At 33.3% G+C, this 13,148-nt stretch carries 18 protein-coding genes; 8 read left to right on the top strand and 10 right to left on the bottom strand.

What is annotated here, in order from left to right; all coding sequences use genetic code 11:
- Window positions 1-105 precede the first annotated feature (105 nt).
- From QSV08_RS03100 to QSV08_RS03140, 9 genes are all read right to left on the bottom strand, one after another.
- Entirely contained in the window at window positions 106-372 is a 267-nt protein-coding gene (locus tag QSV08_RS03100; protein WP_324026488.1) for a type II toxin-antitoxin system RelE/ParE family toxin, read from the bottom strand.
- Window positions 365-613 (bottom strand): type II toxin-antitoxin system ParD family antitoxin, encoded by a 249-nt coding sequence (locus tag QSV08_RS03105; RefSeq protein WP_324026489.1) that lies wholly within the window; start codon window positions 611-613, stop codon window positions 365-367. The genes QSV08_RS03100 and QSV08_RS03105 overlap by 8 nt, the downstream gene beginning before the upstream one ends.
- Window positions 614-893: 280 nt before the next feature.
- A complete protein-coding gene (locus tag QSV08_RS03110; protein ID WP_324026491.1) occupies window positions 894-1,907 on the bottom strand; it encodes a hypothetical protein in 1,014 nt (337 codons plus the stop codon).
- A gap of 972 nt (window positions 1,908-2,879) precedes the next feature.
- A complete protein-coding gene (locus tag QSV08_RS03115) occupies window positions 2,880-3,590 on the bottom strand; it encodes a DUF1444 family protein (protein ID WP_324026492.1) in 711 nt (236 codons plus the stop codon).
- Between the two features lie 250 nt (window positions 3,591-3,840).
- Window positions 3,841-4,230 carry a hypothetical protein gene (locus tag QSV08_RS03120; RefSeq protein ID WP_324026494.1) on the bottom strand — a complete coding sequence of 130 codons (390 nt, stop codon included), beginning with the start codon at window positions 4,228-4,230 and terminating at the stop codon, window positions 3,841-3,843.
- Window positions 4,231-4,308: 78 nt separating this feature from the next.
- On the bottom strand, window positions 4,309-5,166 hold the full coding sequence (locus QSV08_RS03125) for an IS3 family transposase (protein WP_324026495.1): 858 nt from the start codon (window positions 5,164-5,166) through the stop codon (window positions 4,309-4,311).
- Window positions 5,167-5,179: 13 nt separating this feature from the next.
- Window positions 5,180-5,560, bottom strand: coding sequence for a transposase (locus tag QSV08_RS03130; RefSeq protein WP_233268404.1), 381 nt, complete (start codon window positions 5,558-5,560; stop codon window positions 5,180-5,182).
- A gap of 346 nt (window positions 5,561-5,906) precedes the next feature.
- A complete protein-coding gene (locus QSV08_RS03135; protein ID WP_324026497.1) occupies window positions 5,907-6,143 on the bottom strand; it encodes a hypothetical protein in 237 nt (78 codons plus the stop codon).
- Between the two features lie 287 nt (window positions 6,144-6,430).
- Window positions 6,431-6,985: a hypothetical protein gene (locus QSV08_RS03140; RefSeq protein WP_324026499.1), complete on the bottom strand. Its 555-nt coding sequence runs from the start codon at window positions 6,983-6,985 to the stop codon at window positions 6,431-6,433.
- Window positions 6,986-7,316: 331 nt separating this feature from the next.
- On the opposite strand from QSV08_RS03140, the gene QSV08_RS03145 reads away from it, so the two are divergent.
- The 8 genes from QSV08_RS03145 (at window position 7,317) to QSV08_RS03180 (ending at window position 11,685) form a co-directional block, all read left to right on the top strand.
- Window positions 7,317-8,639 carry a 2TM domain-containing protein gene (locus tag QSV08_RS03145; protein ID WP_324026501.1) on the top strand — a complete coding sequence of 441 codons (1,323 nt, stop codon included), beginning with the start codon at window positions 7,317-7,319 and terminating at the stop codon, window positions 8,637-8,639.
- A gap of 22 nt (window positions 8,640-8,661) precedes the next feature.
- Window positions 8,662-9,114, top strand: coding sequence for a pyridoxamine 5'-phosphate oxidase family protein (locus QSV08_RS03150; RefSeq protein WP_324026502.1), 453 nt, complete (start codon window positions 8,662-8,664; stop codon window positions 9,112-9,114).
- Window positions 9,115-9,256: 142 nt separating this feature from the next.
- A complete protein-coding gene (locus tag QSV08_RS03155; protein ID WP_324026504.1) occupies window positions 9,257-9,541 on the top strand; it encodes a 2TM domain-containing protein in 285 nt (94 codons plus the stop codon).
- Between the two features lie 18 nt (window positions 9,542-9,559).
- Window positions 9,560-9,850 carry a 2TM domain-containing protein gene (locus QSV08_RS03160; protein WP_324026505.1) on the top strand — a complete coding sequence of 97 codons (291 nt, stop codon included), beginning with the start codon at window positions 9,560-9,562 and terminating at the stop codon, window positions 9,848-9,850.
- Window positions 9,841-10,179, top strand: a complete 339-nt coding sequence (locus tag QSV08_RS03165) for a 2TM domain-containing protein (RefSeq protein WP_324026507.1) — start codon at window positions 9,841-9,843, stop codon at window positions 10,177-10,179. The genes QSV08_RS03160 and QSV08_RS03165 overlap by 10 nt, the downstream gene beginning before the upstream one ends.
- Window positions 10,160-10,519: a 2TM domain-containing protein gene (locus QSV08_RS03170; RefSeq protein WP_324026508.1), complete on the top strand. Its 360-nt coding sequence runs from the start codon at window positions 10,160-10,162 to the stop codon at window positions 10,517-10,519. The genes QSV08_RS03165 and QSV08_RS03170 overlap by 20 nt, the downstream gene beginning before the upstream one ends.
- Window position 10,520: 1 nt before the next feature.
- Window positions 10,521-10,886, top strand: coding sequence for a 2TM domain-containing protein (locus QSV08_RS03175; RefSeq protein WP_324026510.1), 366 nt, complete (start codon window positions 10,521-10,523; stop codon window positions 10,884-10,886).
- A 34-nt stretch (window positions 10,887-10,920) separates the two neighbouring features.
- Window positions 10,921-11,685 (top strand): LytR/AlgR family response regulator transcription factor, encoded by a 765-nt coding sequence (locus QSV08_RS03180; RefSeq protein WP_324026512.1) that lies wholly within the window; start codon window positions 10,921-10,923, stop codon window positions 11,683-11,685.
- Window positions 11,686-11,897: 212 nt separating this feature from the next.
- Here QSV08_RS03180 and QSV08_RS03185 read toward each other — a convergent pair whose 3' ends face one another.
- Complete coding sequence (locus tag QSV08_RS03185) at window positions 11,898-13,109, bottom strand: LETM1-related biofilm-associated protein (RefSeq protein ID WP_324026514.1); 1,212 nt, start codon at window positions 13,107-13,109, stop codon at window positions 11,898-11,900.
- Between the last annotated feature and the right edge of the window lie 39 nt (window positions 13,110-13,148).

Here is a 13,148-nt window from a genome sequence, read left to right on the forward strand (position 1 = left end):
TCATAAAAATACGCACACCTTTCGTTCAAGCCAAAAGCCGGTATCGTTTATAGGTTGTGTTGGGTGTAATTTTTATTCCCGTATTCTGTTTTCCAAATCCATCCTTTATTGTAGTATTCTAATAACCTCAATTTCATCTTCAGAGATTGAGTGATAGAAAATAATGTGCTTTCCAGATTTGATTCCAAGTAAACCTTTGCTAATTCCATCATATTCATTGCCGACATGTGGATTTTCTCCAATTCCATTGCAAATGAGCTTAATTATAGCATAATATTTGCCAGCCTGGGATTCCGACCATTCTTCAAAAGTATATATCCAAATATCATTTAAGTCATTAATAGCCTCTTGTCTAAAAATAACTTTAGCCATTCTTTCTTTTTTCAGATTTTAAATTTTTCAGATTTTCATCAAAGCTAAAATTTTCAACTCGCGGGCTATTTAAGCCTTCCTGAATGGCATTTCTTAATGCAATTACTTTGCTTTCTTCATTTTCCAAAAGTCGTAGCCCCGCTCTGACTACTTCGCTAACATTTTTATAACGTCCAGCTGATACCTGCGCACTTATGAATTGGTCAAAATAATTTCCAAGTGATATCGATGTATTTTTCATATTAAGGATGTTTCCTTAAAATTACCAAAAATTGGTAATTATTCCAAAATTTAATGATTTTCTGAAATTATACACAACAAAGTATCCATGTGTAGTGCGTTGGCAAGGAAACTTTTTGTTTCCGTCTACGCATGTAGCTAAAGCTTTTTGTTTAGTTTTATTTTTTCTTGTACAAAGCTAAATTCACACCCGATAGCTATCGGGATTAGCGACTTCATAAATATACACAGACCATTCGATTTAGCCCTAAAGTTCGCATTACGTTTGGGTGGTGTTAGCTTTAGTTTTTTCTATGATATGTTAGTTTCAATTCAAATCCATTGACGTACTCTGCAAGTAACACTAACTCGTTTTTTGATAAACTATCTATTTTAAATAAGTTAATAAGTGTTGTTTTTTCTTTTATGGTTAATGTATCTCTTCTTACCTGGTCTTTTGGCCAAGCGACATCAGGTATTATCATTAGATTGCTTGTGCCACCAAGAATCCATTTTTTGATGGACTCAATATTTCCTCTTTTTATAAGAATACTGTCTTTACTTATTTGGAGAAAATCCAAAGTTGGTCTTTGATAACCCTTCGGTAAACGCATTTGTTCGATTCTTAGAGTATCACAAATTTTCAATACCCAATCTCCTAGTAGATTTTTTGGAGTTTCATGGTTTCGCTCTTTAAGCGTATAATTAAATTTCTGCTTGTCTTGAATCGATAAGTGCACCTTGTTATTTACCAATGAGTCAACCGATAGAGCTGTTATGTTTAGTTTATCGAAAACTAAAAACAAATTGTTCTTAATATTGAAAGTATTCCAATGTCCAACAGAAACTTCTTCGGTTTCGTGTAGGTAATCGATAAATAGTCCGTTTTCCAAGAATTCGGTATTTACTAACGAACGATTGCCTTGCCATTCATATGATTTGTTGCTTGGATTCCAGTTTATTTCCGACTTAAGTTGCTTTTGCTTTTTAAATACCTCTTTTGTGCTATTTTCAGTATCATAGCTAATTATAATACTATCATGCGATATTTCGTGAATATATATCCTGTTAAAGTTTTCATCTTCGGTTACAATTCTGTCCGATGTCCTTTTGAATTTGGTTTTAAAATACTTTGCGTCAGATCCATTTTTAGGATCTCCTGTCGTCCTAAAAAAGATACTGTCTCCAACTATCCGCATAATTTTATTATAATCCGCAATTCCTTGATTTGGGATTGTTTGAATTTGATATGCGCTTACCCAAAGTCCATCCATATCATATTTTGGTTGAGTGCAGCCGTATTCTAGAATTAGCATGCAAATTATCGATATGAATATTATTTTTTTCAAATTAAAACTAATGTTTTAGCTATGAACAGTACGTGAACAAACTAGTTTGCTTTCCGCCACGCACATAGCGAAATCCTTTGGTTTTGCCCGTCCGTATCGAAAAGGCACGTTCGGGTGGTTTTTTTCTTTTTTCGTGTCAAAGCGAAATCCCAAAGATTTCGCGACCTCATAAATATACTCAAACCTTTCGTTTTAGCCTGAAGCCCGTCTTATTAATAGGTTGCGTTGTACAAAGGTTTTTTAGTCTGTTGAGTACCATTTTTTTTCCAACTTATTATAATGATATTCATAGCCATAATAAGATTTAAACCCGATAGAATAATTTTCATTTTCATAGAGTTCATAAATGTACTTTGTCCCAATACTTGTCCTTTCTGGCAAATCAACATTTGCTTCATTTTCAAGCTCAATTAATGATTTAGGATAAGAACCATTTCTCTCTCTATAAGCCTCAACTATTTCAACTAAAACAACTCCATTATGCTATGAATTCTCAATTTGCCATTCTCTAATTGGATTTGAAACCAACCAAATAAAAAGTAACTGAATAATCGATATAATAAAGTAGTATTTAAATTTTGTTGATTGCTTTATGTCAATGAGAATTGATATTACAAGACCTATTAATAATACAATAAATAAAAACATTAAATAAAAAAACAGTCCTAATCCAAATTCCCAAACAAAGGAAAAATTCCAGACATATAACACTAAAAATAGAAAGGATAAAATACCAAAAAGTACTAGAGTAAACTTTTTTGGGTCTGAAATATTTTTCAATTGATTTTATTTTTCAGCTTATGTAGAACGTTTATGTATAAGAATAGTTGCGGGTTTGTATGCGAGGATTTTCCGAAGGAAAATCAGACGTAACAAACAAGGAACTAACTTTGGTTTAGCTAAAACTAGCAATTTTTTTTATATGGTGTTGTGGTGAGTTTACCATAGTTCTTCCATTTGTTCTGGTGTATCTAAAAACAGTATCCACTTTCCATTTTTTCTTATATATGTGTTTTCTGTTAGCTGAATATTGTCTTGGACTGAGGCATCATACATATGTTTTGCAACAGGTTTCATTGTTCTAAAACTTTCCATTAACTTCATATCAGAGAAGAATAGCAAATTTTTTGCGGGTATCGATACAGCAATAGTATCAGATTTTACAATTTGCTGAACTGTATTATCCCAAAATTCATCTACTAACATCATAGAAGGCGGATAGTTTGCATCCATTTCTAGTTTATAGAAAGGTTTTGATTCTGTATTCTGTTGAGAAAAATCTTGCACACTGACACTATTTCTTTCATTGAAGCGATCTGTCAGGTTTCTCATGGCAGTATTATCAACTATTTCTCTATCGAAATTGAATTGGTCAAGATGAGATTGCGAAATCATTTCAAACTTGTCTCCCATATCTAACACATAACATTTCACAATACCTTCTGCTATTGGTTCCATTATGATAGGATTTTTGTTTTGAGACATTTTTATTCTTTCGTCATCGACAGATTTAATTACTGGAAAAATACTTCTTCCAATAGATACATAGCCTTCTCTCTCTTTCTTTATTTCTTCGACAGGTGTTTCAAGTCCTTTTTTAACTTTATGGTTGACTGGCTCTTTTTTAAATAATTTCTTCAGAAAACTCATATCCTATTTTTTTTATGTTAGTTAAATCGCATATATGTAATTCAATACAACACAGTACCTATGAACAGTACGGGAGCAAACTAGCGTTTACTTTCCGCCACGCACAAAGCGAAATCTTTTGGTTTTGTTTTTTCTTTTTTTGTGTCAAAGCGAAATCCTAAAGATTTCGCGACTTCATAAAAATACGCAAACCTTGGCGTTTAAAACCTAAGCCCGTATTGTTTATAGGTTTTGTTGCCAGTAGTTGTTTTTATTCCGTTTCAAATATTTCACGAATCTCAGGATTAATTTCTTTCCAATTTTTTTCATCCTGTTTTGTCCAAATTTCCGTTTTATTAAATACACTACCAGTCGGCCAAATAAGTCCTGCTCCGATTGCTTTTGCGTATAATTTATGGCTTTCGTCAACAGTCAATTTTGAGAAAGCAAAACATTTCCATTTCACTACTTTATAACTCCACCAAAGCCAACCGATGCAGATCGCAATAATAACAGCGACCATCACAATAAAATCCACTTTCTCTGACTTCAGAACATTTTCAGCATACCAATTAGTGATAAATCCACAAAAGACAACGAAAGTAACTAGAGGTCCATAAACCATAATCAGTCCTTTGTTTATCAACTTACTTAAGTTCATTTAGTTAAATTTTCGAATTTAAAAAGATGGTTGAGTAAATGTCACGTCCTAAAATACGGCTACAGATTAATATTAGTTTTAAGCGGCATATTGATGCACGTAATCTGGTGTTTTATAATCTAAAGATAAATGCAATCTTTTAGAGTTGTATAGTTTGATTGCATTTTTGGCTGCTTTTTTAGCATGTACCACGCTGGTAAAGGTTTGGTCAAGATAAAATTCATCTTTTAGAATACCGTTTACCCTTTCGGCTAGGGCGTTTTCATAGCAATGGTTTTCTTCAGTCATACTGATTTTAATTTTCTTTCTTTTTAGTATTTGGGTATAGACATTACTGCAATATTGAATACCTCTGTCGGAGTGATGAATAAGGCTGTCAATGTTCTTAGCATTGTAAATAGCTTTATTTAAAGCTCTGACACAACCTTTTAGTTCAAGACTATCACTCAGGTCGTATCCAACGATTTTACGGGAGTACATGTCCGTAATCAATGCCAGGTAACAGAATCCTTTTATGGTTCTGATATAGGTAATATCGGATGCCCAAACCTGATTAGGTCTATTGATCTTCAAGTCTTTTATAATGTTATTATACTTATAGAATCTGTGATATGAATTGGTAGTTCTACAGGAGTATCTCTTTCTTCTTATGAGCAAATTGTTTTCTCTTAAGATACTGAATAGCTGGTCTCTACCTACTTTAAGGTCGTACTTATAAAACTCATCTTTTAATGATCTCATGAGTTTTCTGGTGCCTTCTCTGGGCAGTGTTCTTCTACTTTGCCGGACAAGTTCGATTATATCCTGTTCTATCTGTTTTTTGATTAAAAACCTTTTTTGGTATTTGTAATAGGCATCTCTTTTCAGATCAAAGGCATTACAGATAGTACCAATTGAATACAGCCTTTCATTACGGTTTATCGGTGCTACTTTCATCAAGGCTTTATGTTTAAGTTTTTTTTAATTCCTCAACATCTCTATAGCCCAGGTTCTCAGCAGCGACCTCGAGATAGCTATCGGTCACCAGTTTGTCCAGGTCCTTTTTAATAAGAAGGTCCTTAAGTTGCTTTAGCTCTTTTTGCAGGGCTTTGATACGGGAAAGTTCATCGTCTGTTTGCACGGTTACACGGGTGTTCATTAGATCTTTACGATCGTACTTTTTTATCCATACGTTTATAGTACTGGATTGTATACCGTAAGTTAATGCAATTTGTCTTTTGGAATGGTTTCCTTTGGTTAGTTCTGCCAATACCTTGAGCTTAAAGCTCTCACTATAGCGTTTTACATATCCATCATTTTTATACATATACTTGAAGTGTTTTGTATACATATTTCAGGACGGGTCAAAATGCACTACAACGTTCAGGCTATGATTAGTGCGGGGCGGAAATCCGACGGATTTCCTGTCTTGCGCTAAGCTAAACCTTTGGGTTTCGCTTTTTCTTTTTTTTGTCCAAAGCTAAATCCCAAAGATTTAGCGACATCATAAATATACACAGAACTTGGCACCTAAGCCCGCATTAAGTATAGGCATTGTTGTAATCAGTAGTGACACGTATGAGTAAGGACGAACGATTGCGATTCTATAGTTTTTCCGTCCGAGTAAAGTCCATCTGCGTAACAGTTGCGTTTGAGTGAAGTCCATTTGCGCAAACTCGCTAATAGTCCATTGGGAATTAGATTCCGTTCGCATTTAGAAATGGTATAGAAATAGCAATTCCCACAACTAACACAATTGCCATTTGATATTTCTTTTTTGCAGAATCTGCTACACCGCAAAATATAACTGTGCTTAGCACCAAATAAATTAATGACATGTATAGATCAATTTTCACTCCAAACATACCCGTAAACATTAAAGAAAGTACAATATTGAAACTCCAATAAGTTGAAAGATGATTATTAAAACTCATGTAAAAAATCACAGAATTAACTATCAAATAAATGATGGAAAAGATAATTACATTCTTAGTTGGCATTTAATTTTGAGCTATTGATTACAACGTTTTGGCTAAGCGTAGTGCGGAGGCAAGGAAACTTTTCGTTTCCGTCTGCCGACGTAGCTAAAGCTTATTGTTTTGCTTTTTCTTTTTTTGTCCAAAGCTAAATCCATAAGATTTAGCGACATTATAAATATACACAGACCTTTCGGTTTTGCCCTAAAGTCCGCATTACGTTTAGGCTGTGTTGTACACCGTTTTTACTCGCACGAATTAAGAGTCAACCATTCCACACAAACCGTTTTTTCCACTTCATCAAATTCAAAATCCGTTATCTTATTTTCGCCTGAACAGTTTAGTAAAATGTAATCATCGGATAAGTTATTCGTGTAATCATATCCCAGTAGATTAGCATAATGTTTGATTGGTAAGCATTGTTTTTTGTCCATAACATCAAGTTCATTAAACTCCTCTATCGAAATGCTTTTGTAAACAGGCAACCTTATTTTCCCCAAGTCAATTTTTGTCGAGTCAGTTACTTTTATATTTTTTATTATAACTTCAAGTTCTTTAAAATCAGAAGGGTCAAATCCTTGATTTAAATTAATTACAAGGTCAAATGTTTTTTCACTTTTAGGTAGTTTCAAATAGAAATTCCCGTCAAAATCAGCGGTTGATTTTTCAGTTCCATTTAGAATATAAATTTTAGCTCCAGGATATTCGGTTCCATCCCGAAACAGTTGTCCAGATATTTGCGCATTGGCAATTCCGCTGAATATTAATACTAAAATTGATATGTAAAATGTCTTTCTCAAAATGGTGTACAACATAGTATATATAACATTAATGTTATATATACCTCCAATATAGAATATATATAACATATGATATATATATCTTTTATAAATTTCTAAGAGTCAAGGGGATTTTGAAGCAATTGAAAAAACAATAGTCTCAGTTAAATTAAAATACAATTCAGAACCTAGAAATAACAATTCAGTCCCTATTTTTTTAAATTCAATGGAAAAGGGGTCAAGTTTGCTTTTCAATAGGGCGTCTATAGAAAGAATTATACTTCTAAAAGGAAATTCCTAAATTTAAAAACCCGAAGTTAGCATATTAAGATTCGCATATAAAGCATATTCAATGAGTACTCTTTTAAAAGTATTTAAGTACAGCACTATAATTTCTGTTGCCATTATTTTGGTTGAACGAGTTATGAGTTGGGGTGAATCTTTTATCTGGGCAGAACAAGTTGAACATATAATTATTGTCATAGGTATATCTACAATATTGACAGTAATTAATATATATTATGAGGCATATATTTCTAAAAAGTATACTTGGGATGAAGCTCCAAAAAAGAGATTAATTTTTGGTTCATTAGGTTCAATTACCATTATAGTCGTTGCCTATTGGCTACTTAGAATGTTGCTTTTTGTTGGCTATTTTAATAGACCACTAGCAGATTTTATTTTAAACGAAGATCGAGGGACCTATTTGGTATTTATAATAGTTGCTGTATTTATCTCATTGTTTATACATGCCTTTCACTTCTACAAAGCATTACAAGACACCAAAGTAAAAGAACAGAAAATTATAGCAGGTTCTGCATCTGCAAAGTTCGATGCTTTAAAAAATCAGCTAGATCCGCATTTTCTATTCAATAGCTTAAACGTATTAACAAGCCTTATAGAAGAGGATCCTATGCAGGCACAAAAGTTTACGACTTCGCTATCAAAAGTATATAGATATGTGTTAGAGCAGAAGAGTAAGAACCTTATTTCTGTAGATGAAGAATTAAAGTTTGCAAGAACCTATGTTCGCCTATTAAAAATGCGTTTCGAAGACAGTATTATATTCGAGATTCCTGATGCTGCACTCAACCCCGAAGCTAAAATAGTACCCCTGTCGCTGCAGTTATTATTAGAGAATGCGGTGAAGCACAATGTGGTAACATCCTCAAAACCATTACATATTAGAATTTATGAAGAAGACGACTATTTATATGTCGTTAACAATCTTCAAGAAAAACAGGTGGTTAAAAAGAGTAGTGGTGTGGGGCTGCAAAATATTCGTCAGCGTTATGCCATTCTCACGAAAAAGGAAATGCAAATCTTTAAAACAAATAAGGAATTTAAAGTGCGCCTACCGATGTTAATGAACGAAATTTCGTTTCGAGAAACCCAAGATTCTCATATAAGTGCCAAGCGCTACGAGAAGGCTAAAGAGCGCGTAGAGCTTATTAAAGGCTTCTATGGTAACTTGACCTCATATTGTATTGTAATACCAGTACTTGCCTTTATAAACTATAGAACTACCAGTTTTGTTTGGGTTATTTTCCCTGCCATTGGTTGGGGAATTGGTTTACTAGCTCATGGCTTAAAGGCCTATGGTTTAAATCCGTTATTTGGTAGTAACTGGGAAGAAAGAAAAATTAAGGAACTCATGGAGAAAGATAATTTCTAAATGAATTTTAAAACATTACACTATGAAGCTAACAAAAGAGATAAAAGCAGCTATAGGCGATAGTGTATTGTGTTGGCTGGCAACATCTTCTGCCGATAACATGCCCAATGTATCACCCAAAGAAATATTCTGTTATTTTGAAGACGATACTATTATAGTAGCAAATATAGCTTCGCCACAAACCGTTAAAAATATAAGAGCGAATAAAAATGTGTGTATCAGTTTTATAGACATTTTAAAGCAGAAAGGATTCCAGTTGAAGGGTGTTGCCGAGATTATAGAGAAATCAGATACAGACTTCTCAAAGATGGAAAAAATGCTTCTACACCTTACTGAAGGCAAGTTTCCGTTTGCTACAATAACCAAGGTTACCATCACTAGTTCAAAGCCTATTATAGCACCTAAATACCTGCTGTATCCTAATACTACAGAACAACAACAGATAGAGAGTGCAAAGAAATTGTATGGATTTTAAAGGTTTTCGTACCTATAAACATCACATTTTACAATTCAGTCATTAAAAATTACAACTGGGTATTTCATTTTTTTTAAACCTGGGTTATCTGCCGAAATTTGAAGTATAGCAATCAAATAACAATAACCTAAAACATATAAAGATGGAATCATACTTCACAAACGACAATAATTATAAGTACGAAAAGGCAAAAGAAAAAGTAGAAGCAATAAAGGGCTTCTACGGTAATTTACTAGCATACTGCATCGTAATTCCGATTTTGGCATATATTAATTACTCGACCACTAGTTTCCCTTGGGTAATATTTCCGGCATTGGGCTGGGGTTTCGGATTGGTAATGAACGGACTCTATGCCTACGGGTATAACCCATTATTCGGTAAGAATTGGGAAGAGAGAAAGATCAAAGAATTCATGCAAGAATCATAACCTAAAAGACTAAAGATCATGGAAAACACAAAATATAATAGAGCAAAAGAAAGAGTTGAAGAAATTAAAACATTTTATGGCAAAGTAGCATCTGCTATTGTAACCATTTTAATTGTAGCCGCAATCAACTATTACTTGAATGAATGGAGGCATGCCTGGTTTCTTTGGGTAGTATTCGGATTAAGCATTAGCTTGTTTTTTAAAGCAAATAAAATCTTTAACTTGAATCCGTTTATGAATCGCGATTGGGAAGAAAGAAAATTACAGGAGTTTTTACAACAAGAAGAAAGTAGAAAAAGATGGAACTAAACGAATTTGAACAATCAGATAAATTGCTGAGAGCCCAAAAAAAGGTAAAAGAATTGAAAGGGTTTTATATTCACTTGCTTGTTTACGTACTTGTGAATCTCTTTCTTATGACTATTACCATAATGGGTATCATGTCTGGCGGAGCTTCATTTTCAGAGGCACTATTTAACTTCGGTACATTTTCTACTCCGTTTTTCTGGGGAATAGGTTTGGCTTTTCATGCAGCTAAAGTATTTGGTTATAGTCCTTTCTTTAGTAAAGATTGGGAGCAACGCCAAATCAGCAAGTATGTAGAGCAAGATAAAAAGGATGCCGAAAAATTTAGATAATATGAACGTTTCAATGGTTGATAAGACTAATGCATTAGCAAATGCAGAAAAGAAGGTTAAAGATTTGAAAGGTTTTTATATTCATTTAACCGTTTACATTTTGGCAAACATTATTATAGTTGCAATGAATGTAATGATAAGAATATGGGAAGGAGAATCTTTATATGAAGCAGTGGTGAATTTTGGCACTTTTATAATTCCTTTTTTCTGGGGAATAGGATTGGTTTTTCATGCAGTCAAAGTCTTTGATTACCATCCGTTTTTAGGAAAGGATTGGGAAGCTCGCCAAATAAGTAAATACATTGAGGAAGATAAACGTGAATTTGAAAAATATAGATAATATGGAAACTAATCTACCAAACGATAATCTTGTAAATGAAGAATTTAGTAGGTTGTCTAAATATGAGAGAGCAAAAACAAAAGTGGCGAGTATAAAACGTTTCTATAACCACGCATTAGTTTTTCTACTTATAAATGTCATTTTGTATTTCTTGAGACATAAGTTTGTTTTTATTTTAGTGAATAAAAATGCATTGGGTAATCCTGAATTTTTAGATTGGATAAACTGGAATGTCTACGGCACCACAATCGTTTGGGGATTCATTCTTGCGATTCATGCACTTATTGTTTTTGGTAATATTTCAGGGTACATGAAGAGATGGGAAGAACGTGAAATTCAGAAACACATAAATTCATATAACGACTAAGCATACTATTTTATAAAAACCATACAACCAAACCATGAAGACTATTATAATTGAAGATGAAAAACCAGCAGCACGTAGGCTGGGTAGAATGTTAGAGAGTTTAGATCTTTCGGTTTCTACTATGCTACATTCTGTAGAAGAGGCTATAGATTGGTTTCAAAACAATGAACACCCAGATTTAATATTCTTGGATATTCAATTGTCTGACGGACTCTCATTCGAAATTTTTGATGTTATAGAGGTACATAGTGCTATTATATTTACTACCGCTTTTGATGAGTACGCGCTTAAAGCCTTTAAATTGAACAGTATCGATTATATATTAAAACCGATAGACGATGAAGATTTAGAGCAAGCGGTTACAAAATATAGAAAGCTATTTAAATCTGCCAATGAGCCAAGTAAAATTGCTTTAGACTTTGAAGACATTAAAAAGCTATTGGTGAATCCGCTTGAGCGGGAATATAAAAAGCGTTTTACCGCTAAGGTCGGTCAACACTTAAAAATCATAAACGCAGAAGATGTAGAATGTTTTTATAGCGAAAACAAAGGCACCTACGCCGCTACAAAAGACGGTCGTAATTATTTACTCGATACTACTTTAGAGCAGTTAGAAGAGGAGCTAAAACCACAAGTGTTTTTTAGGGTAAGTAGAAAGTTCTATGTGAATATAGACCACATAAAAGATATCATTTCTTACACCAATTCGAGATTGCAGATCAAGCTAAAAAACAACCCTGATCACGAGATAATTGTAAGTAGAGAAAAGGTGAAAGACTTTAAGCTTTGGTTAGAGTAGTAAAGTAGTTGTGAGTATTGAGTACTTTGTATTAGGTAAAAAGTCTTAAGAATTTAATTTAACGAATTGATTAATAGGTGTTAAGGTGTAAATATTGAAACTGCTAATTGAAACTAAATGCTGAAATTTAGTACTGAGTAACAAGTCTAAATCTGCCAACTGATACTGTCAATGCCGCAATTGCTACTAACTTAACAATGATATGTTTAGTCTTATTGCTGATTTATGTTGTCGTCATCTTCCTCATCAATTCTATTTTCATCGAACGCAGAGGGCAATAATTTAGGAATCAGCTTAATAAAAATAGGGAGCAGAATTGCACCGCCAGGCAGAATAAATATCGCTAAAGATGGTATGCTTTTAAAAATATCTAATAGTTGATTTTGAACCTTTTTCTTTTCCTCGTTACTTAAATCTCGCATAGTAGATTTAGATAATAGTGCAACTAATTCGGCACTTTGCGATAGTTCTTTAACTAGACGTTTACTATTACGTAGAATCAGTTTTTTTACAATTTTACCCATGCTTTCGTAAAATTGCTGTGCCAAATTCTTTTCCTTTAAATAAGGTATAACATCAACATTCATTTTAAAGAAGTCGGTAACATCGGTAATAGATGATGAAATTATAGATTTTTCAAAACCCAGATCTTCTCCAATTCCGAATATAAATTCAGACTCGGTATAATCTAAAGAATGGTCTTCCCACACGGTAAGGCAAGCCATATCTAGCAAATATCGATTCTCCCAATTTTCCTTATTGTTTAAAAGCCGTTCGCGGTAAGAACCATCAAAACTGTTTTCAGCACAACTAATATAGGTTAATGAAGAAGCCAGTAACTGCGAAAGTCTATTGTCTTGTCTATCAATTTCTTGAGAGCTAAGAGCAGCATAGGTAATATTAATAGCTAAATATTCTATTTCTTCTGCCTTTTGCTTTAATGCGGTGTGCTTATTTAAAAAATGTTTAAAAAGAAGTACATCAATAAATAATAGCGAATTGGTAATAAGGCTATTAAAAGTCTTACTTATAATATTGTCTTCAATATATATTCTGGAAGTCATTAGTTTTTCAAGCTTCGCAGATGTTTTGCTTCCGGTAAACCATTTATCAAAAAATCTTGCACGACTAATATTCAGTATTCCGTAGAACTCAAAAATTTGTTCTATAAAGGTATTATAGTCATCACCACCTTTTATACGGTAGGTGAAGTATAGTGCATGCAGTAAATTAATTTTTGCTTTCTCGTCTTCAGATAAAGTATGTTCTAACTCAATAAACTCTGGTATACTAGAATTCAGCCCATATACGAATCCGCTTTTTTTAAGCGTACTGTATAAAGCTTCAAAATGGGGGAAAGCATTTTGGTGTTTTTGAACAACCGAACCATATTTCTCAATCCAACCAGAGGAAGACGGGTTCATATCTTAAGTATTTAAGATTGCAAAGTTAGCTAATTATTA

Source organism: Maribacter sp. BPC-D8 (assembly GCF_035207705.1).
Lineage (GTDB): Bacteria > Bacteroidota > Bacteroidia > Flavobacteriales > Flavobacteriaceae > Maribacter.

Excerpts from the sequence above, each read along its gene's own strand:
- QSV08_RS03100 (WP_324026488.1), bottom strand. The coding sequence starts at position 372 with ATGGCTAAAGTTATTTTTAGACAAGAGGCTATTAATGACTTAAATGAT.
- QSV08_RS03105 (WP_324026489.1), bottom strand. The coding sequence starts at position 613 with ATGAAAAATACATCGATATCACTTGGAAATTATTTTGACCAATTCATA.
- QSV08_RS03110 (WP_324026491.1), bottom strand. The coding sequence starts at position 1,907 with ATGCTAATTCTAGAATACGGCTGCACTCAACCAAAATATGATATGGAT.
- QSV08_RS03115 (WP_324026492.1), bottom strand. The coding sequence starts at position 3,590 with ATGAGTTTTCTGAAGAAATTATTTAAAAAAGAGCCAGTCAACCATAAA.
- QSV08_RS03120 (WP_324026494.1), bottom strand. The coding sequence starts at position 4,230 with ATGAACTTAAGTAAGTTGATAAACAAAGGACTGATTATGGTTTATGGA.
- QSV08_RS03125 (WP_324026495.1), bottom strand. The coding sequence starts at position 5,166 with ATGAAAGTAGCACCGATAAACCGTAATGAAAGGCTGTATTCAATTGGT.
- QSV08_RS03130 (WP_233268404.1), bottom strand. The coding sequence starts at position 5,560 with ATGTATACAAAACACTTCAAGTATATGTATAAAAATGATGGATATGTA.
- QSV08_RS03135 (WP_324026497.1), bottom strand. The coding sequence starts at position 6,143 with ATGAGTTTTAATAATCATCTTTCAACTTATTGGAGTTTCAATATTGTA.
- QSV08_RS03145 (WP_324026501.1), top strand. The coding sequence starts at position 7,317 with ATGAGTACTCTTTTAAAAGTATTTAAGTACAGCACTATAATTTCTGTT.
- QSV08_RS03150 (WP_324026502.1), top strand. The coding sequence starts at position 8,662 with ATGAAGCTAACAAAAGAGATAAAAGCAGCTATAGGCGATAGTGTATTG.
- QSV08_RS03155 (WP_324026504.1), top strand. The coding sequence starts at position 9,257 with ATGGAATCATACTTCACAAACGACAATAATTATAAGTACGAAAAGGCA.
- QSV08_RS03160 (WP_324026505.1), top strand. The coding sequence starts at position 9,560 with ATGGAAAACACAAAATATAATAGAGCAAAAGAAAGAGTTGAAGAAATT.
- QSV08_RS03165 (WP_324026507.1), top strand. The coding sequence starts at position 9,841 with ATGGAACTAAACGAATTTGAACAATCAGATAAATTGCTGAGAGCCCAA.
- QSV08_RS03170 (WP_324026508.1), top strand. The coding sequence starts at position 10,160 with ATGCCGAAAAATTTAGATAATATGAACGTTTCAATGGTTGATAAGACT.
- QSV08_RS03175 (WP_324026510.1), top strand. The coding sequence starts at position 10,521 with ATGGAAACTAATCTACCAAACGATAATCTTGTAAATGAAGAATTTAGT.
- QSV08_RS03180 (WP_324026512.1), top strand. The coding sequence starts at position 10,921 with ATGAAGACTATTATAATTGAAGATGAAAAACCAGCAGCACGTAGGCTG.
- QSV08_RS03185 (WP_324026514.1), bottom strand. The coding sequence starts at position 13,109 with ATGAACCCGTCTTCCTCTGGTTGGATTGAGAAATATGGTTCGGTTGTT.